The following is a 20377-nucleotide window of genomic DNA, read 5'->3' as shown; positions in this document are numbered from 1 at the left end:
GATCGGCCATGTGCGGAAGCCGGTTCCAAATGCGCCAACAGGTGCAGATTTCGCTTTGGAGCTTTAGGCATTATCCTCTGGCGAATTTCCGGTTCATAGCGGCGGCGACCAAGGGCAGCGCCGTGGTCGCGACGGTTCCGAGGGGCAGTCGCCTGATACCCCGGGTGATGACGAATGCCGCAGCCATCGCGCCGGCGAGCTTCAGCCACGGCTGATTGCCGAGCTGGGCATGGGCACTGGCATCTGCCCATCGGACGTTTTCAGTCACGACGGCCGCAGTCTGGTCTCTGATTACATGAAGGCGGGCCTGGAGGTTTTCGAGCTCCTCCCTCAGCTCCCGCAACCGACTTTCCAGAACATGCTCCTCCGAGACCAGGAACGGTTCCTCCATATAAGCATCGGCCGGTGTAAGAGCATCCTGGCCGAGCGTTGCGAGGTAGGCCTCGTACTCGGCCTCGCTCGCAAACCCCTCACGCCGGATCAGCTCCGGGTTGATGCTCGTCTCCTCTCCGTTCGCCGTCCGCGCGCCGACATCGTCGTGTCTCTGTTCCGCGCCGACACCGGCGGGCTCGTCCTTAAACATGATGCGTCTCCCGTTGTTTCCTCGGCAGAACGCTCGATGGCTCTATTTGATCCATCACGGCCGCGATGCGCTGAAACGCTCCGGCCGAAATTCCGCCAGCAGTGGATGACGGCGTCCGGTGGCGATCTCGTCCGCCAGCAGTTCGCCGGCGATCAGGCCGAGCGTGGCTCCACTATGGCTGAAGGCGACGAAATAACCCCAGATCGACGGCAGCTCGCCGAAGACCGGTTCGCCGTCGCCCGGAATGGGCTTCGGGCCGACACCATAATCGTCGATCTCGAGCGTGGGGTTGCCTTCGAGAACTTTTGACGCCTCGCGCAGCAGCCCGTCCAGCGTCGATTGTCTGACCTCATAACTGCCGTCCGGCTTCATTCCGACCTCTTCCTCGGACCAGGCCGAATCGAGCGCGAACCCGCCATTGGGCATGGGCCGGATGGCGACGCGGGGAGTGTTAAGCACGGCCTTCAGCGAATGGCGGATCGGCTTCGTCCTGACGAGAAGGGCGACCGGCGTTGCGTCGGCGATATGCTGACCGGCTTCGGCGACGATTGCCGGAACGGCGCTGCCCGCGGCAAGCAGCACAGACTCCGCTTGCCAGTGCCTGCCGTCCGCCGTGCTCACGCCGCGGACGCGGGCGCCTTCGACATCAATTATCGCGCGCCCAGCGTCTGTCACGACCTCGCCGCCGAGCAAACGGAACTCCGCTGCGAGAATGCCGATCAGAGATGGGAGATCGACCCAGCCTTCCCCAGGATTGAAGATCGCACCCTGCACCGTCACCGCGCTGGCGTCGACGCCGGGCGTCGCGCCGGCAATGTTTTCCTGGGTCAGCCATTGCGCGTGATAGCCGAGATTGCACTCATAGTCGAAGACCTCGGCGATCTCGTTACCGGCGTCATCGGCATCCCAGGTCAGCCCGCCATCGAAACGCAACCAAGGCGCATCCGGATATCGGGCGGCGAGCGTTCGATACCGGTCGATACCGGCGAGGCGCAGCCGGTGATAGGCGTCGGAGCGTTTCCGGGCAGAATTGAGCCAGGCGAGCGAACGGCCGGAGGCGCCATTGGCAAGCGGCCCGTCACTGACGAGCACGGTGGCGATCCCAAGGCGCGCGAGATGGACAGCCGTCGAGACGCCGAATATGCCGCCACCGATGACGACAACCTTCGAAGGTTTTGGGGTAGCATTCATGTCGATAACCTTGTTTCCTGCTATGTCGAACGAATTCCGATGCATCCGTCGTGAGTGACGGCGGCGGCATGCTTCACGTCAGGGGCTAGAGGACTTCCGCAAGGAAGCGCTTCAGCCGCTCGCTTTGGGGATTGTCGAAGATCTGCTGTGGGCAGCCGGCCTCGACGATCCGGCCCTCATCCATGAAGACCACCTGATCGGCCACCTTCCGCGCAAATCCCATCTCGTGCGTGACGACGGCCATGGTCATGCCCTGGCGGCCGAGAGCCGCCATCAAGTCGAGAACGCCCTTGACCAGTTCGGGATCGAGCGCACTCGTCACTTCGTCGAACAGGATAAGCTCCGGATCCATGGCAAGAGCTCGCGCGATGGCGACGCGCTGCTGCTGCCCGCCCGATAGACCTGCCGGGCGATGATCCCTGCGCTCGGCAAGACCGACCTCGGCCAAACGCGCCTCGGCGATGCGTCGCGCCTCCTGCCTCGGCATCTTCTTGATCTTCGTCAGGGAAAGCATGACGTTCTCAAGCGCTGTGTGATCGGGAAAGAGGTTGAAGTGCTGGAACACCATCCCCACCCGCCGGCGCAACCGTTCCGGTTTCATGGCCAGAATGCTGTCGCCATCGAGCAGGATGTCACCGCCCTTCGGTTCCACCAGCCTGTTCATGCAGCGCAAAAGCGTCGATTTGCCCGAACCGGAGGGGCCGATGATGCAGGTGACGGTCCCGGCGGCGATGTCGAGGTCGACACCCTTCAGCACGTCGAGATCGCCATAGGCCATGCTCAGATCCCGGATGTTCAGGGCGCCGCCCTGGAAGCGCGGTTTCGTCTCTCCGGAAGATTTGGCCGCGGGCTGCGGGACGGCAGCGGCTTGCAACTCGCTGACCTCGGCCAGACCACTCGCAGCACCCGTACCGCGGCCCTGTTTTCCCAGGCGCAGTCTCACGTCGATGTAGTTGACCAAGTGGGTGAGCGGCACGGTGATGACGAGATAGAAGACGCCCGCCAGCAGCAAGGGCGACAGATTGCCCGTTACGACAGCCTGATCCTGCCCGACGCGGAAGATTTCCCGCTCGGAGGCGAGCAATCCGAGGAAATAGACGAGGCTGGAATCCTTGACGTTTCCGATGAACTGATTGACCAGCGCCGGCAGGACGCGCCGGATGCCTTGCGGGATGACGATCAGGCGCATGCCTTGCCCGTAGCTCATGCTCAGCGCTCGACAGGCTTCCATCTGGCCGCGCTCGACGCTTTGGATACCCGAGCGGAAGATTTCGCCGATATAGGCCCCGGCGATCAGGCTGAGCGCCAGGATGCCGAGCGGGAATGGCGACGGGCCGAAGATCTCTCGTCCGATCCGGGCAAAACCCTGACCGATGATCAGGATCGTGACGATTGCCGGCAGGCCGCGAAAGATATCGGTGTAGATGCGCGCGGGCAGCCGTAGCCAGCGGGACTGCGAGATGCCCATCACGGCGAGAGCCATGCCGATGACGACGCCGAGCACGGTCGAGGCGGCGGCCAGGATCAGGGTGTTCTTGAGGCCGACGCTGATCATGCTCGGCAGCACTTCCGCCATGGCGTCCCAATCCAGGAAGCTGCGGCGCAGATTTTCAAGCCAGTTCATCGAGATCCCCATCGAAGCCCACGCCGGGCACAAGGCCGTCCGCCGGAGCGGACGGCCTGCGGCCTCACTTCTTAGGAAGATACTGGTCCGGCATCGGCGAGCCTGGGAACCATTTTTCGTAGAGGGTCTTCCAGGTGCCGTCCTGCATCGCGTCGTGAAGGGCGCCGTTCAGCGCCGTGCGGAAGGCATCATTCCCCTTGCGGATCACGAAGCCCGCCGGCGCATCGAAGGATGGGATGTTGACCGCAACCTTCAGCGCGGGATAGCGCTCGCCATATTGTTTGGCCGCCTCGTAATCGAGGAAATGCGCATCGACCGTGCCATTGTTGAGGGCGGCGACGGCGGAATTGTTATCGGGGAATTTCACTAGATCGGTTCCACCGAAATTTTTGGCCGCATAGACCTCCTGCAAGGTGCCCTGAACGACGCCGAGACGTTTGCCCTTGAGGCCGTCGGCATCCTTGATGCCGGCATCCGCGGTCAAAACCGAGAGATAACCGGCAAGATAGCCGTCGGAAAAATCGACGGTCTTCTTGCGGGCTTCGGTGGTGCCGATCGCGGCGACGGCAACGTCGAAGCGTTCGTTTGCCACCGACGGCAGGAGGGCTGAAAATTCCTGGCCCGTGAACGTCACCTTGTCTTTTGGGAAGCCGAGGCGGGAGACGACGTTGAGAAACAGTTCGATATCGAAGCCGGTGAACTGACCGTCGGCCGTCGCAAATGTATAGGGCTTGGAATCCCCCATCGTGCCGACGCTGATCGTCCCCGTCTCGATCAGGTTATAGGGATTGTCGGCCGCAACGGCAGAGCCTGCCCCCATCGCAAGAAGGCACGTCAGAATGCCGGCCCGCAATGGGGCGAGGGTGGCCGCAAATGTTTCAAAAGGCTTCATCGTCGTTCTCCGCTCTGAAAGGAATGCTCTTGTCGGCATGTTGCTTCACCCACACTCTGTCGCGTATCAGCAGCAAAGCTTTATGGGCAGGATACCGGTCTCTGATATAAAGAGACCGGTCTCACAACATATTTGATATCTGTCAATTGACCGGCCGTCAACAACTCTTGTAGTCCTCGGTTATGGAAGATTCCGCTCATCCGAAACGGCCAGTCACGGTCGCCGACGTTGCGAAGGCCGCAAAGGTCTCGAAGGCAACGGCCGCCCGTGTGCTCGGCGGCTACGGCGCCGTCAGCGTCCAGATCAAGGATCAGGTGATGGCGGCAGCCGCCGCACTCGAATACCGCCCGAACGAGCTCGCCCGGAGCATGAGCACGGGACGCTCGGGCATCATCGGCGTGGTTGTCGGCGATATCGAGAACGCTTTCTTCAGTCTGGCAGTGCGCGGCATCAGCGATGCGGCCCGCCTTGCAGGCTTCAACATCATCATCGCCAATTCGGGCGAACAACTCGATGCGGAAAGATCGGCCGTCGACCTGCTGATTGGCAAGCGCGTCGATGGCCTGATCGTCACGCCGGCCCGCTGCGACCGCCTCGATCACCTGCAGCATGTCCGCCGCGCCGGCGTGCCGCTGGTTCTGTTCGACCGGGCCATCCCCGAACTCGATGTCGACGCCGTGACCGGCGACGACCGGGAGGCAGCCCTCACCGCGACCCGGCATCTGATCGGCCAAGGACATCGCCGCCTCGCCTATGTCTCGGCCATGGATGCCGAGAGAGGCGGGCTCACCGATATCGCGCTTATCTCGAATTCCGCCGTGCGCGAACGCGTGGAAGGCTTCGTCAGCGCTCTGACCGAGGCGGATTTGCCGAACCCTCTTCACTCCGTCAGGCTCGGTGCCACAGACCAGCATCAGACGGACGCGGTGATGAAACGTCTGCTTTCGGAAATATCACCGCCGACGGCGCTGCTGGCATCCGACAGCCTCGTCGGCTTGCGCATTTTCAAGTCGCTGCAATCGCTCGGCCTGTCGATCCCGCAGGATGTCTCGATGATTTCCTTTCTGGACGCCGACTGGACCAGCGTCACCGTTCCACCGATCACCATCGTCGACCAGCGCGTCTACGAGCTTGGCAAACTCGCCGGCGAACGGCTCGTCGCCCGCATCGAGCGCACCCCGCTTGCCGTCGAACATCTGCGCGTTACCACGAGCCTTGTCGTGCGCGGCTCCGTGGCGACGATCGGCCGGTGAGATCCGGGCTAAAGCCGATATGCTCTAATCATAGAGCTCGCCATGACCAATCTGCTCCTGCCTGGCAGATGTGTCGCTGATAGCGGGATCGTCGGCCGGATCGGGATCTTTCTTGTTGGCATCACGCAGAAACTGGGCGGCTTCAAGCAGCGCTGCAGTTATCTCTTCGGTTGCCCATCCGGCTTCATTGGCGGCGGCAACCAGTCCTTCCAATGCGTCGCGCGCGGCATCAGTCGCCTCTTTGAAGCGTTGCGCGGGCGCTTCGGTTTTCGGCGACGGAAAGGTCATCGGAATTCCCTCCACTAGGTTCTGACTATTGGAGATGAACGCAGCCCGCCGGAAATGGATGCACGATCATGCGGATTTCGGCGACGACATCCGCCTCAGATGACCGTCTGCAACAGAAACGGCGAGCGCTCCAGCGGACGCTGGGCAAGGATCCTCAGCATTGCCGGGCCTTGTATGCCGGTCGTCGTCGTGGAGCGGCCGTCGTGGTAGACCACCGTCATAACGCGGCTGAGGCTATCGTACCTGATCTGTGCGATCGTGCGCGTGTGAACCTGAAAGATGAATTCGTGGGGCTGAGATTTCCGCCTGGACCGCTTCGAGCTCATTGTGATGCCCCAGCAAAATGACGGCAGCATTGACCCGGCCGTCCCCAGCTCAGGATACGCGTGATAGTCGACAACACATCCCTCATCGAGTGCCTCCAATGCGCTCAATATTCGGCCAAGCGACAAAGCGGTCAGTTCCGGCAATCGAACCGGCAACCTCCAGATCAGAGACTTGGCCTCACACTACAGACGCCGATCAAGCACATATTGTTTCCACGGTCGCGTGACATCGGCGTGACATGCAGATCACGGCTCGAAAACTTGTCCGAAACGGGCATTGTGAGGTGTCGATTTCACCAAGGGCAACGACAGCCCATCAATGCAATGTTCTATGTATTCCATAGGGACGGGCGGCGTGCGGCCAGTATCCGACGGTGCGTGCGAGCGACCGAATGGCTTCGTCCACGACGAAAACCGCATCCCCGAGCCGTTCGATCTCGCAATCCAGTTCGTACACCTCGACTTCGTCAAGACCTTCAGTGAGCAGCAACCGCTTGCTGGCCTCGATCAGGCGCTCCGTGCGCCGGACAATATCGAGAGCGCTTCGTATGATAATGTCGAGCATGCAGTTGCCCCCGCTTGAATGACCAAGTGTCGGGCATAATCGGAATGCTGACAATCCCAAAATCTTGTCAGATGCGCGCGCGGATCGTGTCGTAGAAATCCCACACCTTACGCAGCGCCGACTGGTGGCGGCGGCGCGGCAGAGAGGCGCGCCGTCCGGCAAAGGCGAAAGCAGCCGCGACCGCAGCAACGAGAAGGAGCGTCGAGGCCGGATAGAGCTTCACCGCCGCTTCCGTTTGACCCACCGCTTTCCCGGCCCCTCTCTTTACCGATCGGGCGCCATCAAGGATTTGCTGCTGGAGCGTTTCGATTTGCAATCGCAGCGCGCTCAACTCTTCGCCCAGGCCGTGATCAGGCTGCCGGGGAACGCCGACGGAGGCCGTGCTCCTGTCGATAACGGCTTTCGGCACCGGCTCGCCGATCTTGCCTCCTTCGGGGTCGAGGGTAGCCGTCTCGGTGCTCTTGCGTCGCGGCATGATCCATCTCCTTCGCAAAAGTGATCACTCTGTGCTAGTCGTCATCGAACGAGAAAACCGGCCGATAGTGGCGCTCGGCAATCAGCAAGCTCCGGTCGGGCCGGATGATGTAAGTTTCCTCGACCTGCCGTCCCCATTGATCTGTGAAGCTGTGTGGGAAAGAAGAACCCACGGGCGATTTCGTCAACTTCGTGCGTGGCTGACCATTATAGGTGATGCTGCCGGGGATAGGGGCCAGTCCAGCCGACGTGTAATATCCTTCGCCGGTCGTGCAGCCCGTCAGAACAACGGCAAAGATCAGCCAAAATCCCGTGCTCCGCTTCATAGAACCTCCAGCCGTTCCGTCCTTTGGACGTCACTTACTCCATCGCCAATGTAACAGGGGACGACGGACATTGTTCCAGAATCGGCTGGAGACGTCGCAACAAGTTGCCCAACAGCATAAGGCTCGCCTTTGAGCGTATGGGCTTGGCGTTCGAACCCGACCTTGAAGCCCCTCAGGCGGCGACTGCAGGAATGGGCAAGCCCAGGATCTCGGCATGTCGACAAAGTTTCTCCCAAGCCGCATCGCCGACCGGCACGCCTTCTTCCAACGCCGCACGGCGCCTTCGTGCCGCGCTGTCACCCGGCATGCGAACCGGGCCATTGTTCCAGGGCGCGGAAGGGTTGCTGCGGCAAGCAGAGGCGAGAAAATCGGACTGCGCGGTAAAGGCATCCAGCCCGGCGAAAAAGGCGGGATCGATGACTTGAAGAAAGGCGCTTTGCGAAAACACGCCAGGCGGCGTGTTCGCCCGGCCCTTGCCGGAAAGCCCCTGCCCCAGCAATTCGACGATCAGCCCGAGCCCAAAACCCTTATGTCCCTTCAATTGGCCGCCAAGGGGCATCATCGTTCCGCCGCGTTCGGTCACCTCGCGCGGGTCATCGGTAGGCTCGCCAGCGGCGGTGAAAGCCCAGGCCTCGGGAAACTTCTTGCCGGCCTTCGCCAGGTTTTGCGTCATAGTCGTGGTGGTGATCGAAGCTGAGACGTCGATCAGGATCGGATCCTCCGATGTCGGGAAACCGGCCGCCATCGGGTTCGGCGTCAGTAGCGGCTTGGTGCCGCCATAGGGCGCGACACGGCTTGCCGCGGGATGCGACACCGATAGCTGCACGATCAGGCCCTGCTCGGCAACCTGCCGCATGAAGGCCGAAAGAGCGCAGGTATGATGGCAGTTTCGGATCGCCGCGGTGACGACGCCATGATCGCGTACGCGTTCGCAGGCCTGGTCGATCGCCTTGGTCAAAAGCCATGCGCCGGGCAAGGATTTGCCGTCCCAGACAAAGGCCGCGCCGCGGTCATTGACCACCTGATAGCTGCCGGATTTCGCCAGCGAACCGTCCTCCAACGCTTCGACATACCAGTTCAGCAGACTGACGCCATGCGTTTCATGGCCGATCATGTCGCCTTCCACCAGGACAGCGGCTGTGGTTTCGGCCTTGTCGGGCTCCATCCCGGCGCCGGTCAATATCTGCTCGGCGAATTGAGTGAGGGCAATGCGGTCAATCAGCGGCATAGGCATCCATCCGTCATGTCATGGAAGACGCGGGCCATCCGAAAGAGTGTGGCCCGCGCTTTAAGTCCGCAAACCAGCTTACTTGAAGCGGATTTGCGACAGCTGCAGTTCGGAATTCGTTGCGATCGTCGGCTTGAAGTCGAGACGCGGCGAAACGCGGGTGAAACCGACCATATGGAACATCGGAATATCGGCGATGATCTCGGTGTTAACCTTGGCGAAAAGCTCCTTCCAGAGTTTCGTGCGCTCGTCGCCGGTGGCTGAGGTCGCCTTGGCGATGAGTGCGTCGACCGCAGGATCCCGAACCATGGAGTGAGAGCCGTCGGCCGCGTATTTCACGAATGCGGTGAAGACGGGATCGCCGGTCGCATTGTCGTGCTGCGACTGGGTCAATGTCGGACCGGAATCGGCGACGAAAGGTGCAACGAAATAGCCGTTCCACACGGAAACGTCATACATGTCGAGCTTGACGTTCAAGCCGACGTCCTGAAGCATGGCCATCATCGCTTCCATCGCTTCGGTGGCGTTGGGATATTGCCCATTGCGGCCGATGATGCGGATCTGTTGATCGACTGGGACGCCGTCGGCTTTCGCCGCCTTGACCAATTCCTTTGCTTTTTCGGGATCATAAGGCCAGGCGGGGATATCGGCATTGTAGCCGATCGTTGTGGGTACGACGAGTTGCGTGGCGATCTTCGCCTGTTCGGGAAACAGCGTTCCAAGCATTGCCTGACGATCGATGGCGAGGTTCATCGCTTCGCGTATGCGCCGGTCGTTGAGCGGCGCTGCCCGCGTATCGATGCGCAGCGATGTCGTCTCCGAATTCGGATAGGCGAAGTCGGTTTCCTTGTTGGTGGCATCCTGCACTGATACGGCCGGAACGATATCGGCTTCACCGGCATCGACCATGGCCGCCGCGACGGCGCTATCCGAACGGAACAGATAGGTCGCCTGCTCCACCTGCGGCTTGTCCCCCCAATAGTCCGGATTGCGCTTCAGCACGATCGACTGGCCAATCTCCCATTTGTCGAAGGTATAGGGGCCGGTGCCGACCGGCTTGCGGGTAAATTCGTCTGCGGGTGTCGCTTCGGCCGATTCGACGGCCATCACCGTCATCAGCAACGGAAGAATCGGCTGCGCCGGTTTTGTCGTAATGCGGATGGTGTTGGGATCAGGCGTCTCGAAGCTGAATTCCGTGCCGCCGAAATATTTGCCGCCGGTCTCGCAGCTGAGCTTCTTATTCTTGTTGCGCTCGATCGTGAACTGGACGTCTTTGGCGGTGAACGGTTTGCCATCGTGCCATTTGACATTCGGGCGCAGCTTGAACTCCCAGGTGTCGTCGTCAATCTTCGACCATTTCGTCGCCAGGCGGGGTTTGAGGCCGCCGTTGACGTAGTCGAATTCCACCAGCATCTCGTTGACGTTTTCGGAAATGACCCGGCCGACGTCCTGGCGCGCTGCCATACAGGGCTCGACGACATCGACGGTTTCGGCAAGTACAACAGTGACGTTGCTCTTGGCACCTTCAGCGTGAGCCGAGCCGATACTCAGCCCGATCACCGCGGTTGAAAAGCAGGCAGCTACCAAATGCAGTTTCATTTCGTTCTCCTCCCATGCGCCGGCGGCGCCCCTTAAAGCAAACCTCGTCTTGTCTTTCGGTGGTCCGGCCCTCGCCTCCTCATGCGAGAGCCAATCTAATACATAAGAGCACTAATATACTAGTTGAGCGATCAAGCGCGGCGCCCGAAACACGAGCTGTCACCCGTCTGAATTCTCGTTTTTTAGCCGTGGTAAAGCGCGTCAGTCCGCGCATCTCTTCATGGGTAAGAGCCGCTCAGCGGCACACGCATTGGGCCCGCCTTTAAGCCGGCGAATGAGCGCGAAGTTTCGTCGCCGCGATCGATTTGATACTCCCCGGTCTCAGTTGCGCAGATCTTGGGGCAACAGGCCGGCGGGGAAATTCTGGTAAGCGACAGGGCGCAGAAACCTGCGGATCGACATGGTCCCGACGCTGGTCGCACCGAAATTGGTCGAGGCCGGATAAGGTCCGCCATGCACCATGGAATCGACAACCTCGACGCCGGTTGGGAAGCCATTGACCAGCAATCTGCCCGCCTTTCTTTCCAGGATCGGCAGCAGGTCGCGGGCAAGGCCAAGATCAGCGTCGTCCATATGGATCGTCGCGGTCAGCTGTCCTTGAAAGCTTTCGGCAAGGGCGACCATCTCTTGAGGCGAGCCGACGCGCACGACGAGGCCGAGAGGGCCGAACACCTCTTCGCTGAGCGAGTGATCGGCAAGCCAGGCCGAGCCGTTGGTCTCAAACAGGTTCGGCGCTGCGTCGCGGCCAGCATTCTCTGCCGTGAGAACCGGCGCGACCGCATTGCTTGCCCGCATCCGGTCGACACCTTCGTGATAGGCCGTGGCGATGCCTTTGGTCAGCATCGTCTGCGGTGCCATTTTTTCAAGAGCCGACTTGGCAGCACTGGTGAACTTGTCAGCCTCCGGCCCGTCGACGACGACGGCGATACCGGGATTGGTGCAGAACTGGCCGGCACCAAGCGTCAGTGAACCGGCCCAGCCGGAACCGATTGCCTCCGCCCGGGCAGCGGTCGCAGCCGGCAGTAGGAACATCGGATTGACGCTGCCGAGCTCGCCGAAAAACGGAATCGGTTCAGGGCGCTGGGCGCAAAGGTCGAAAAGCGCACGGCCGCCGGCAAGCGACCCGGTAAAGCCGACCGCCTTGATAGCGGGATGCGTCACCAGAGCCGTTCCGACATCACGGCGCCCGCCCTGAATCAGGCTGAAGACGCCAGCCGGCATGCCGGTGCGCTCGATCGCAGCCGCGATCGCCTCGGCAATGATCTCACCGGTGCCGGGATGGGCTGAATGTCCCTTGACCACGACAGGGCAGCCGGCGGCAAGCGCGGCTGCCGTGTCGCCGCCGGCCGTCGAGAATGCCAGCGGAAAATTCGAGGCGCCGAAAACGGCGACCGGGCCGATCGGCCGCTGCACCAGGCGGATTTCAGGCCGCGGCGCCGGCTGCCGGTCGGGCTGCGCCGCATCGGTGCGAGCATCAAGATGTGCGCCTTTGCGAATATGCTCGGCAAACAGCTTGAGCTGGCCGGTGGTGCGGGCGCGCTCACCGTTGAGCCGGCCCTCGGGGAGCCCGGTTTCCTCGGTTCCGATCAGGGTGACCGCCGCGCCGCGCCTGTCGATTTCCTCGGCGACGGTCTCGAGGAAAATGGCGCGCTCCTCGCATGTCTTTGCGGAAAACGCCGCGAATGCGGCTTCGGCGGCGCGGCAGGCGCGGTCGACCAATTCCGTGGTGCCGACGGCGAAATCATGGGCCGGGCCGTGTGCCGGCTCGGAGCGAAAGGTCGTCGTTCCGGCAATCCACTCGCCAGCGATCAGATGCCTGCCTGAAGGGGTCCAGCTCATTGTTATCTCCTTGGCGGAGCCTCGCTCCGTCCATGTGCGGTGATTGCGCAAGATGCGCCGCGTAGAACATGATGCCGAAAAGTGTGCACGGTTTTCGGGCCTGATATCATCCTGTTCTAGCGGCCGTTCACCTTCCGCCATTCGGCAAAGAGTGTCAGATTGCTTTCATCGGTGGCCGGGTAGAGACCGATGATCGTATGCCCCTGCTTGACGCGCTCGGTGACGAAATCCTCGTAGGCGGTCATCTCCACCGCTTCGTCGGCGATCTCGTCGGCGATCTCGGCCGGAATGACGATCACGCTGTCGTCGTCGCCAACCATGATGTCGCCCGGGAAGACCGCCACATCGCCACAGCCTATCGGCACATTGATGTCGATTGCCTCGTGCAGCGTCAGGTTCGTCGGGCTGGAGGGACGGTTGTGATAGGCGGGGATATCAAGGCCACCGATCGTCATGGCGTCCCGGAAGCCGCCATCGGTGACGACGCCGGCGCCGCCGCGCATCATCAGACGAGTAATTAGGATGTCGCCGGCAGAGGCTGCGCGCGGATCCTTGCGGCTATCCATCACTAGAACATGGCCGTCCGGGCAGGTCTCGATGGCAAGCCGCTGCGGGTGTTTCGGGTTCCGAAACACGTTCATCGCATTGCGGTCCTCGCGCGCCGGCATGTAACGCAGGGTGAAGGCCGGTCCCACCATATTGCGGCCCTTCGGCTGCACCGGCCGGACATCCTGGATCGTCTGATTTCTCAGGCCACGCTTGAACAGCGCCGAGCAGAGCGTCGCGACCGAAACACCCATCAGTTTTTCACGGGTTGCGGGGTTCATATTTCCTTCTCCTCGTTCGAATTCAGCTGCCGAAGCTGCGCGTTTCCACGGTCCAGTCGCGGGCTTTGCCCGTCAGGCTGCAACCAAGCCCCGGACGGGCGGGCACGATCATCCGGCCATCCCTGATATCGAGCTGTTCGTTGAACAGTGGCGCAAGCCAATCGAAATGCTCCACCCACGGTTCGTGCGCATAGGCGGCCGCCAGGTGCAGATGGATTTCCATGGCGAAATGCGGCGCCAGCCGCATGCGTTTCGCCTCGGCTTGCGTGCAGATGCGCAGAAAGGGCGTGATGCCACCGACCCGCGGGGCATCCGGCTGAATGAAGTCGACCGCATCGGCACGGATCAGGGCCATATGTTCGTCGGCGCTTGCCAGCATCTCGCCGGTAGCGATCGGCGTGGCCAGTTCGCGCGCCAGTGCCGCATGGCCCTCGGCGTCATAGGCATCGAGCGGCTCTTCGATCCATTCGAGATTGAGCGGTTCGACCAGCCGGCCGAAACGCAAGGCCGTGGTGCGGTCCCATTGCTGGTTTGCATCGACCATCAGCGGGACACGGCCATCGATATGGCTGGTCACCGCATCGAGCCGGCGAAGGTCGATCATCGGGTCCGGCTGTCCGACCTTGATCTTGATGCCGCCGATACCGGAAGCGATCGAATGGTCGATGGCGTCGCGGATTTCCTCGACGGTCGATGACAGGAAGCCGCCGGAGGTGTTGTAGCAGGCAACACTGTCGCGATGGGCGCCAAGCAGTTTTGCGAGCGGCAGGCCGGCGCGTTTCGCCTTCAGGTCCCAGAGGCAGATATCCATGGCGGCAATGGCCTGCGTCGCAATGCCGGAACGGCCGACCGAGGCGCCGGCCCAGCAGAGCTTGTCCCATATCCGCGCTGTATCGTTGGGGTCCTCGCCTATCAGATTGTCGGCAATCTCGCAGGCATGTGCATAAAGCGCTGGCCCGCCTGCCCGCTTCGAATAACTGAAGCCAAGGCCGCTATGACCCGCTTCGGAGAGGATCTCGCAAAACAGAAACGCAACCTCCGTCAACGGCTTCTGCCGGCCGGTCAAAACCTTGGCGTCGCTGATCGGCCGCGCCAACGGCAGATAGGCGAGCGACAGAGTGACCGATCGGATGGCGTCCAGCTTGGCCGGGCCGGCCGCAAAACCAGCCTTGGGCGGTTGCGCGAGGATCGTGCGTCGATTGGGATCAAACATCTTGGTGCCTCAGTTGATAGCCGGTTCGGGAGTCTTGCCACCGAATTCCGTCGTCAGGAAGTCGAAGTCGCAGCCTTTGTCGGCTTGCTCGATATGCTTGGAGAACATAAAGCCGTAACCGCGCTCGTAGTGTCGCGTCGGCGCCACCCAGGCGGCGCGGCGGGCTGCGATCTCCTCTTCCGAAACCAGCATATTGAGGCTGCGCGCCGGAATGTCGAGTTCGACCATATCGCCCGTTTTCAGCAACGCCAGCGGCCCGCCGATGTAGGATTCTGGCGCGGCGTGCAGCACACAGGCGCCGAAACTGGTTCCGGACATCCGGGCATCGGAGATGCGCACCATGTCGCGCAGGCCGAGCTTCAACAGTGCCTTCGGCATCGGGATCATGCCCCATTCCGGCATGCCCGGTCCGCCATGGGGGCCGGCATTGCGGAGCACGAGAACCGTGTCCGGCGTCAGCGGATAGTCGGGATCGTCGATGATCTTCTTCATCTCAGCATAGCTGTCGGCGACCAGCGCCGGGCCGCGATGGCGATGGAATTTCGGGTCGCAGGCCGCCGGTTTGATGACCGCGCCGTCAGGACACAGGTTCCCCTTGAGCACGGCCAGCGAACCTTCGTGATAGACCGGGTTAGACAGTGGCCTGATAACGTCGTCATTGTAGATCTTCACCTGGTCCAGACCATCCACCAAGGGTTTTCCCGTCACGGTGATCGCGGTGGGATCCAGCTTGTCGCCGAGCTGCTTCATCAGCGCACGCAAGCCACCCGCATAGAAGAAATCCTCCATCAGGTAGGTCGAACCGGAAGGACGGATGTTGGCGAGAACCGGCGTCGTGCGACCGATGCGATCGAGATCATCGAGCTCCAGCGGGACGCCGGCGCGCCGCGCCATGGCGATCAGGTGAATGATGGCATTAGTGGAGCAGCCGGTTGCCATGGCGACCGTGACTGCGTTGTCGACGGCCGCGGGCGTGATGATCTGGTCCGGCGTCAGATCCTCCCACACCATGTCGACGATGCGGCGGCCGCAGGCCGCTGACATGCGTTGGTGGTTGGCGTCGGCTGCCGGGATCGAGGATGCGCCCGGCAGTGCCAATCCCATAGCCTCGGCGATCGCCGTCATCGTCGACGCCGTGCCCATGGTCATGCAATGGCCGTAGCTGCGGGCGATTCCACCTTCGATGCCTTGCCACTCCTCCTGGGTGATCGTGCCGGCGCGCCGCTCGTCCCAGTATTTGAAGCCGTCGGTACCGGAGCCTAGCGTCTTGCCGGCATAGTTGCCGCGAAGCATCGGGCCGGCGGGCAGATAAATGAAGGGAATGCCCATGCTCACTGCGCCCATGACAAGGCCCGGTGTCGTCTTGTCGCAGCCACCCATCAGAACGGCGCCATCGACAGGATGGCTGCGCAGCAGTTCCTCGGTCTCCATCGCCAGCATATTGCGATAGAGCATCGTGGTTGGCTTGACGAAGTTTTCGGAAAGGGAAAGAGCAGGCAGTTCCATGGGGAAACCGCCCGATTGAAGAATCCCCCGTTTCACCCATTCGGCGCGTTCACGGAAGTGCATGTGGCACGGCTGGGCATCGGACCATGTGTTGATGACCGCGATGATCGGCTTTCCCTGCCAATCCTCCGGCGCGTAACCCATCTGCATGGTCCGTGACCGGTGGCCGAACGAGCGCTGATCATCCGGCAGCATCCATCGGGCCGACCGCAATTGCTCGTAGGTTTTCCTCGCGGTCACGGCTCTCTCCCACCTTTTCGCTTGCTTATTTCAGCGTTTACACCAACTGATATTTTAGTTTGACATATATATCAATGGAAAGTTTGCGTTCTTGTGCATTAGGTCGTGCAAAGCTATGAATGGACTGAAAAGGACGCCTCACATGAATTCCCAGTTCGCCTCCACATTCGGCCTGACCGCACCCGGGTTTCCGGTCGTTGCCGGCAGCACGGTCCAGCGGGTCTATGATGATCTGCGAAAGCGCATCATCACCATTCAGCTGCCGCCGGACACCACGCTGTCGCGCACCGAGCTTACGGAGACTTATGAAGTCAGCCAGACTCCCATCCGCGACGCATTGCAGCTTCTCAAACAGGAGGGTCTGGTTCGCATTTATCCACAGTCCCGCACAGTGGTGACCAGGATCGACGTCCTGCAGATTTACGAGGCACATTTCCTTCGCGTTGCACTGGAAACGGAGGTTTGCCGCCGCCTCGCAACCGATCCGGATCCGGATCCGAGCGTCATTACCCGCGCCCGGTCGATCATCAAGATGCAGTCGGCAGTCGCTGACGACGCCGATCAGATCGCGATCTTCCAGGAGCTCGACGAACTCTTTCACCAGACGTTGTTCGCAGGCGCCAAGCGCAGCAGCCTCCACCAATTGATACGCGAGCGGTCCGGTCATCTCGAGCGCATTCGTCGTCTGCATCTGCCCGAAAAGGGCAAGATCGCGAGCATTCTCGATGGGCACCACGCCATCCTCGATGCGATCGCCGCTCGCGACGAACAGGGCGCGGTCGATGCGATCCGCGAGCATCTCAGCCGCACCGTCGCAAAAGTGGAAGACATGCGGAAGGAGTTCCCGGACTATTTCGTCTGATCTGCCGCGCCGCGGGTTTTGCCGAAGTCAATTGACCGGCGTCAGCAGCGGCCTGCCTGCAAAGAAGGCGGCAAGGTTGTCGACCGTCAATTGCGCCATCCTGTCGCGCGTTTCCTCGGTACCGCTGGCATGGTGGGGATAGAGCACAACATTATCGAGTGCTGCGAAGCGCGGATCTGGATTGGGTTCGTTCAGGTAGACATCGATGCCGGCCGAGGCGATCCGCCTTTCCTGCAAGGCCTTGATCAAGGCCGGCTCGTCGACCACGGTGCCGCGGGCAATGTTGATGAAGCTGCCCGTCGGCCCGAGCGCATTCAGCACGTCCGCCGATATCAGTCCTTCGGTCGAGGGTCCGCCAGGGGTCGCGACGATCAGGATATCGGCCCAGTCCGCCAGTTTTACCGGTGCGTCGAAATAGGCAAAATCGTTGCCGGCCTTCTTCGTCCTCCCATAATAGCCGACCGTCAGCCCGACAGCTTCGCATCGCTTGGCAATGGCCATCCCGATGCGGCCGAGGCCGACGATCCCGGCCTTCTTACCCGACGTCGATGTCGTCAGCGGCATCATGCCCTTCTGCCCCCAATCGCCGGAGCGCACATAGCGATCGCCTTCCGGCAGGCGCCGGCGTGCCGCCAGCATCAGAAGCAGTGCCATGTCGGCAACGTCGTCGCAAAGCACCTCGGATGTGTTGGTGAGCTTGATGCCGCGCCGGGTCATCGCCTCGAGATCCATCTGGTCGTAGCCAGCCGAGGAACAGGCGGCGAGCTTTAATGCCGGCAATTTCGAAAGCAGGGCTTCGTCGATCGTCACATGGCCGTTGCAGACCAGTGCGGAAGAGACCGGGCCGACTTCCCGCAAGAGAGCATCCCGTTCTTCGCCTTTGACAAGATCCAGTCGGTGCAGCGTGTAGGTCTCCTCCAGCATTGCCATCTGATGGGGCCGAAGCGGATAGGCGACGATGACATCGGGCTTCATGCGGAAACGAGTCCTTCCTGTAGTTGGCGGGCGGCGCGTCGGGTGGCCTGGATTTCCGGATCGGGATCGAGGCTCGCGGCAAGAAGCGCCTGCGTGTAAGGGTGGGAGGGCGCGTTGAAGATCTGTTCCACCGGACCCTCCTCGACAATCTCGCCGGCCTTCATGACGATGACACGATCGGCGAAATCGCGAACCACCGGCAGGTCGTGTGCGATGAAGAGGTAGGACAGGCCGAATTCGCGACGCAGGCCCTCAAGTAAGGCAATCACCTGCGCCTGGATCGACACGTCGAGCGCCGAAACCGCCTCGTCACAGATGATCAGTTTCGGCTCCATCGCGAGCGCACGGGCAATCGCGATGCGCTGGCGCTGGCCGCCGGAGAACTGATGTGGATACCGGTCGGCCATATCCGGTTTCAGGCCAACCTTGACCAGCAACTCGGCCACCCTCTCCTTCCATCTCGCTTTCGGCAGGATATCCGGGTGAATGACCTAGGCCTCGGAAATCAACCGAAACACGCTCATCCGTGGGTTGAGTGATTGCGTCGGGTCCTGAAAGACCATCTGCAAATCGCGACGCAGCCCGAATATTTCTCTAGGGGTCATCGCAAGCAGATCGTTTCCGCGGTAGAGGACCTTTCCCTCCTGCGGATCGTCGAGGCGAACGATCGCCCGGGCAAGAGTTGACTTGCCGGAACCGCTCTCGCCGACGACGGCAACCGTCTCGCCGGGCATGATGACGAAGTCCACGCCCTTCAGCGCCTGAAATGCGCCAAAACTCTTCTTCAAGCCGATGGCGCGCAGCAGCGGTTCGCCCTGCCGGTCACGCTCTTGCGCCATCGCACCCTTCCCGGGTGCGGCGGCAATCAGCTTCTTCGTATAGGCGTTCTGCGGGTTGCGATAGACTTCGGCCGCATTGCCGGTTTCGACGACGCAGCCGGAATTCATCACCACGACCCGGTCGGCGATCTCGGCAACGACGCCCAAATCGTGAGTGATCAGCAACAGGCCCATGCCGGTTTCCTGCTGCAACTCCTGTAGAAGTTCGAGCACCTGCGCCTGCACCGTAACATCAAGCGCGGTGGTGGGTTCATCCGCGATCAGAATATCGGGCTTGCAGGCGATTGCCATGGCGATCATCAGGCGCTGCCGCTGTCCGCCGGAGAACTGGAATGGATATTTCCGCATTGCCGCCTGCGGATCGCTTATCCCGACGCGCCCGATTAATTCGAGCGCCCTCGCGCCGGCGCGTTCCGCCGACTGGCCATGCGTCGTCATCATCTCGGTGATTTGCCAGCCGATCGGATAGACCGGATTGAGGTGGGCGAGTGGGTCTTGAAAGATCATGGCGATCTTGGCGCCGTTGATCGTCCGCCGCTCCTCGGTCGTCATTTTCAGCATGTCGCGGCCGTTGAGGAGAATGGTGCCGCTGGTGATCTTGCCGGGTGGCATGTCGATCAGGTTCATGATCGCCGACGCGGAGACAGACTTGCCCGAACCACTTTCCCCAAGGATCGCCAGGGTCTCGCCGCGATCGAGATGCCAGCTGACATCCTGCACCGCCTTGACGGTCCCGCTGGCGGTGTGGAACTCGACCGAAAGGTTACGAACGTCCAGAAGATGTTCAGCCATTTTTCTTGCCTCTCATTTCCCGGCCTCTCATTTCAAGCCGCCAGCGTTGCGTCGGATCGAGCGCGATGCGCAGCCAGTTCGACAGAAGATTGAGCGACAGCGTCGTCAGGATGATTGCAAGGCCGGGCCAGAAAGACAGCCACCAGGCATTGGTGAGATAGGGCCGCCCTTGAGCAACCATCAGACCCCAGGTGATCTCAGGCGCCTGAATGCCGATCCCCAGGAACGACAGCGAGGATTCCGCCAGCATGACGAAGGCGAAATCAAGCGTGGCGATGGTCACCAGCGTCGGAAAGATCACCGGCAGGATGTGTTGGAACACAATGCGCCGGTTCGATGCCCCCATGACCTGGGCCGCCTGCACGAACATCCGCTCGCGCACCTCAAGCACTTCGGCGCGGGCGGTGCGCAGATAGATGGGGATCCGGGTAATCGCCAGGACGAGGACGATATTGGTGACCGAGGGTTCGAGCATATAGAGCACGATCACCGCCAGAAGCAGCGACGGAAAGGACATGATGACGTCGCCGAGGCGCATGATCCATTGAGCGGCGGAAGAGCGGCTGTAACCGGCCACCAGACCGAGCGCCGTGCCGACGACGGAGGATGCAAGCACCGCCGCCGCGGCAACCAGCATGGTGTTTTGCGCCGCCACGACGACGCGGGCCAAAAGCGGCCTGCCTAGCGCATCGGCGCCAAGGATGTAAAGCCATCCGCGGGTGATATCGAAGGGCGGCGCGTTTCGGCCCCGCAGGTTCTGCTTGGTGGCGATGCCCTCCAGCAGAAACGGGCCGAACATCGCACAGAGAAGAACGATCAGTAGGAATAGAGCGGCGAAGAAGGCCAGCTTGTCCGCCCACAGCATGGTCAGCCAGCGGCCGATCGGGCCACTCGGTTTTTTCTCGACGAGGATTTCTGTGTCGGTCATCGCCATC

At 61.5% G+C, this 20377-nt stretch carries 19 protein-coding genes and 1 pseudogene; 2 read left to right on the top strand and 18 right to left on the bottom strand.

What is annotated here, in order from left to right; all coding sequences use genetic code 11:
- Positions 1–70 precede the first annotated feature (70 nt).
- The 4 genes from FHX03_RS13465 to FHX03_RS13450 form a co-directional block, all read right to left on the bottom strand.
- Complete coding sequence (locus tag FHX03_RS13465) at positions 71–583, bottom strand: hypothetical protein (protein WP_183854057.1); 513 nt, start codon at positions 581–583, stop codon at positions 71–73.
- A 54-nt stretch (positions 584–637) separates the two neighbouring features.
- The gene (locus tag FHX03_RS13460) at positions 638–1774 is read right to left on the bottom strand and encodes an NAD(P)/FAD-dependent oxidoreductase (RefSeq protein WP_131710530.1); all 1137 of its coding nucleotides are present in this window, start codon (positions 1772–1774) and stop codon (positions 638–640) included.
- 85 nt (positions 1775–1859) lie between these two features.
- Positions 1860–3398: an amino acid ABC transporter permease/ATP-binding protein gene (locus tag FHX03_RS34915; protein ID WP_097628141.1), complete on the bottom strand. Its 1539-nt coding sequence runs from the start codon at positions 3396–3398 to the stop codon at positions 1860–1862.
- 64 nt (positions 3399–3462) lie between these two features.
- A complete protein-coding gene (locus FHX03_RS13450) occupies positions 3463–4290 on the bottom strand; it encodes an ABC transporter substrate-binding protein (RefSeq protein ID WP_097628038.1) in 828 nt (275 codons plus the stop codon).
- 182 nt (positions 4291–4472) lie between these two features.
- Between FHX03_RS13450 and FHX03_RS13445 the strand changes: the two genes are divergently transcribed.
- Positions 4473–5543: a LacI family DNA-binding transcriptional regulator gene (locus tag FHX03_RS13445; protein ID WP_183854055.1), complete on the top strand. Its 1071-nt coding sequence runs from the start codon at positions 4473–4475 to the stop codon at positions 5541–5543.
- A 24-nt stretch (positions 5544–5567) separates the two neighbouring features.
- On the opposite strand, the gene FHX03_RS13440 is transcribed toward FHX03_RS13445, so the two are convergent.
- From FHX03_RS13440 to araD, 11 genes are all read right to left on the bottom strand, one after another.
- On the bottom strand, positions 5568–5831 hold the full coding sequence (locus FHX03_RS13440) for a hypothetical protein (RefSeq protein ID WP_097628040.1): 264 nt from the start codon (positions 5829–5831) through the stop codon (positions 5568–5570).
- Positions 5832–5926: 95 nt separating this feature from the next.
- Positions 5927–6157 carry a hypothetical protein gene (locus FHX03_RS13435; protein ID WP_037074096.1) on the bottom strand — a complete coding sequence of 77 codons (231 nt, stop codon included), beginning with the start codon at positions 6155–6157 and terminating at the stop codon, positions 5927–5929.
- Positions 6158–6473: 316 nt separating this feature from the next.
- Positions 6474–6722, bottom strand: a complete 249-nt coding sequence (locus FHX03_RS13430) for a hypothetical protein (protein WP_183854053.1) — start codon at positions 6720–6722, stop codon at positions 6474–6476.
- A 67-nt stretch (positions 6723–6789) separates the two neighbouring features.
- Positions 6790–7197 carry a hypothetical protein gene (locus FHX03_RS13425; RefSeq protein WP_131710527.1) on the bottom strand — a complete coding sequence of 136 codons (408 nt, stop codon included), beginning with the start codon at positions 7195–7197 and terminating at the stop codon, positions 6790–6792.
- A 34-nt stretch (positions 7198–7231) separates the two neighbouring features.
- Entirely contained in the window at positions 7232–7522 is a 291-nt protein-coding gene (locus FHX03_RS13420) for a hypothetical protein (RefSeq protein ID WP_131710526.1), read from the bottom strand.
- A 172-nt stretch (positions 7523–7694) separates the two neighbouring features.
- Entirely contained in the window at positions 7695–8756 is a 1062-nt protein-coding gene (locus FHX03_RS13415) for an Ldh family oxidoreductase (protein WP_183779670.1), read from the bottom strand.
- Between the two features lie 72 nt (positions 8757–8828).
- Positions 8829–10349, bottom strand: a complete 1521-nt coding sequence (locus tag FHX03_RS13410; protein WP_097628045.1) for an ABC transporter substrate-binding protein — start codon at positions 10347–10349, stop codon at positions 8829–8831.
- A gap of 321 nt (positions 10350–10670) precedes the next feature.
- A complete protein-coding gene (locus FHX03_RS13405; protein WP_183854051.1) occupies positions 10671–12188 on the bottom strand; it encodes an aldehyde dehydrogenase (NADP(+)) in 1518 nt (505 codons plus the stop codon).
- Between the two features lie 116 nt (positions 12189–12304).
- Positions 12305–13015 carry a ribonuclease activity regulator RraA gene (locus FHX03_RS13400; protein WP_097628047.1) on the bottom strand — a complete coding sequence of 237 codons (711 nt, stop codon included), beginning with the start codon at positions 13013–13015 and terminating at the stop codon, positions 12305–12307.
- Positions 13016–13037: 22 nt separating this feature from the next.
- The gene (locus FHX03_RS13395) at positions 13038–14228 is read right to left on the bottom strand and encodes an L-talarate/galactarate dehydratase (protein WP_183854049.1); all 1191 of its coding nucleotides are present in this window, start codon (positions 14226–14228) and stop codon (positions 13038–13040) included.
- Positions 14229–14237: 9 nt separating this feature from the next.
- Positions 14238–15974: an L-arabinonate dehydratase gene (araD, locus tag FHX03_RS13390; protein ID WP_183854047.1), complete on the bottom strand. Its 1737-nt coding sequence runs from the start codon at positions 15972–15974 to the stop codon at positions 14238–14240.
- Between the two features lie 142 nt (positions 15975–16116).
- Here araD and FHX03_RS13385 point away from each other — a divergent pair, with 142 nt between their 5' ends.
- Positions 16117–16836 (top strand): GntR family transcriptional regulator, encoded by a 720-nt coding sequence (locus tag FHX03_RS13385; RefSeq protein WP_183854045.1) that lies wholly within the window; start codon positions 16117–16119, stop codon positions 16834–16836.
- 27 nt (positions 16837–16863) lie between these two features.
- Here the strand turns inward: FHX03_RS13385 and FHX03_RS13380 are convergent, their stop codons facing one another.
- The 3 genes and pseudogenes from FHX03_RS13380 to FHX03_RS13370 form a co-directional block, all read right to left on the bottom strand.
- Positions 16864–17811, bottom strand: coding sequence for a 2-hydroxyacid dehydrogenase (locus tag FHX03_RS13380; protein ID WP_183854043.1), 948 nt, complete (start codon positions 17809–17811; stop codon positions 16864–16866).
- Positions 17808–19442 (bottom strand): annotated as a pseudogene (locus tag FHX03_RS13375) (ABC transporter ATP-binding protein). The gene FHX03_RS13380 and the pseudogene FHX03_RS13375 overlap by 4 nt, the downstream one beginning before the upstream one ends.
- Positions 19435–20376 carry an ABC transporter permease gene (locus FHX03_RS13370; RefSeq protein ID WP_179867149.1) on the bottom strand — a complete coding sequence of 314 codons (942 nt, stop codon included), beginning with the start codon at positions 20374–20376 and terminating at the stop codon, positions 19435–19437. The pseudogene FHX03_RS13375 and the gene FHX03_RS13370 overlap by 8 nt, the downstream one beginning before the upstream one ends.
- Position 20377 lies beyond the last annotated feature (1 nt).

It is taken from the genome of Rhizobium sp. BK456, from assembly GCF_014194045.1.
Taxonomy (GTDB): Bacteria; Pseudomonadota; Alphaproteobacteria; order Rhizobiales; family Rhizobiaceae; genus Rhizobium; species Rhizobium redzepovicii.
Note: the sequence above shows the minus strand (reverse complement) of the source record. Positions and strands in the feature narration are given on the sequence as shown.

Bases quoted from the DNA above. Each gene is read 5' to 3' on its own strand.
- FHX03_RS13465 (WP_183854057.1), bottom strand. From the start codon at position 583: ATGTTTAAGGACGAGCCCGCCGGTGTCGGCGCGGAACAGAGACACGAC.
- FHX03_RS13460 (WP_131710530.1), bottom strand. From the start codon at position 1,774: ATGAATGCTACCCCAAAACCTTCGAAGGTTGTCGTCATCGGTGGCGGC.
- FHX03_RS34915 (WP_097628141.1), bottom strand. From the start codon at position 3,398: ATGAACTGGCTTGAAAATCTGCGCCGCAGCTTCCTGGATTGGGACGCC.
- FHX03_RS13450 (WP_097628038.1), bottom strand. From the start codon at position 4,290: ATGAAGCCTTTTGAAACATTTGCGGCCACCCTCGCCCCATTGCGGGCC.
- FHX03_RS13445 (WP_183854055.1), top strand. From the start codon at position 4,473: ATGGAAGATTCCGCTCATCCGAAACGGCCAGTCACGGTCGCCGACGTT.
- FHX03_RS13440 (WP_097628040.1), bottom strand. From the start codon at position 5,831: ATGACCTTTCCGTCGCCGAAAACCGAAGCGCCCGCGCAACGCTTCAAA.
- FHX03_RS13435 (WP_037074096.1), bottom strand. From the start codon at position 6,157: ATGAGCTCGAAGCGGTCCAGGCGGAAATCTCAGCCCCACGAATTCATC.
- FHX03_RS13430 (WP_183854053.1), bottom strand. From the start codon at position 6,722: ATGCTCGACATTATCATACGAAGCGCTCTCGATATTGTCCGGCGCACG.
- FHX03_RS13425 (WP_131710527.1), bottom strand. From the start codon at position 7,197: ATGCCGCGACGCAAGAGCACCGAGACGGCTACCCTCGACCCCGAAGGA.
- FHX03_RS13420 (WP_131710526.1), bottom strand. From the start codon at position 7,522: ATGAAGCGGAGCACGGGATTTTGGCTGATCTTTGCCGTTGTTCTGACG.
- FHX03_RS13415 (WP_183779670.1), bottom strand. From the start codon at position 8,756: ATGCCTATGCCGCTGATTGACCGCATTGCCCTCACTCAATTCGCCGAG.
- FHX03_RS13410 (WP_097628045.1), bottom strand. From the start codon at position 10,349: ATGAAACTGCATTTGGTAGCTGCCTGCTTTTCAACCGCGGTGATCGGG.
- FHX03_RS13405 (WP_183854051.1), bottom strand. From the start codon at position 12,188: ATGAGCTGGACCCCTTCAGGCAGGCATCTGATCGCTGGCGAGTGGATT.
- FHX03_RS13400 (WP_097628047.1), bottom strand. From the start codon at position 13,015: ATGAACCCCGCAACCCGTGAAAAACTGATGGGTGTTTCGGTCGCGACG.
- FHX03_RS13395 (WP_183854049.1), bottom strand. From the start codon at position 14,228: ATGTTTGATCCCAATCGACGCACGATCCTCGCGCAACCGCCCAAGGCT.
- FHX03_RS13385 (WP_183854045.1), top strand. From the start codon at position 16,117: ATGAATTCCCAGTTCGCCTCCACATTCGGCCTGACCGCACCCGGGTTT.
- FHX03_RS13380 (WP_183854043.1), bottom strand. From the start codon at position 17,811: ATGAAGCCCGATGTCATCGTCGCCTATCCGCTTCGGCCCCATCAGATG.
- FHX03_RS13370 (WP_179867149.1), bottom strand. From the start codon at position 20,376: ATGGCGATGACCGACACAGAAATCCTCGTCGAGAAAAAACCGAGTGGC.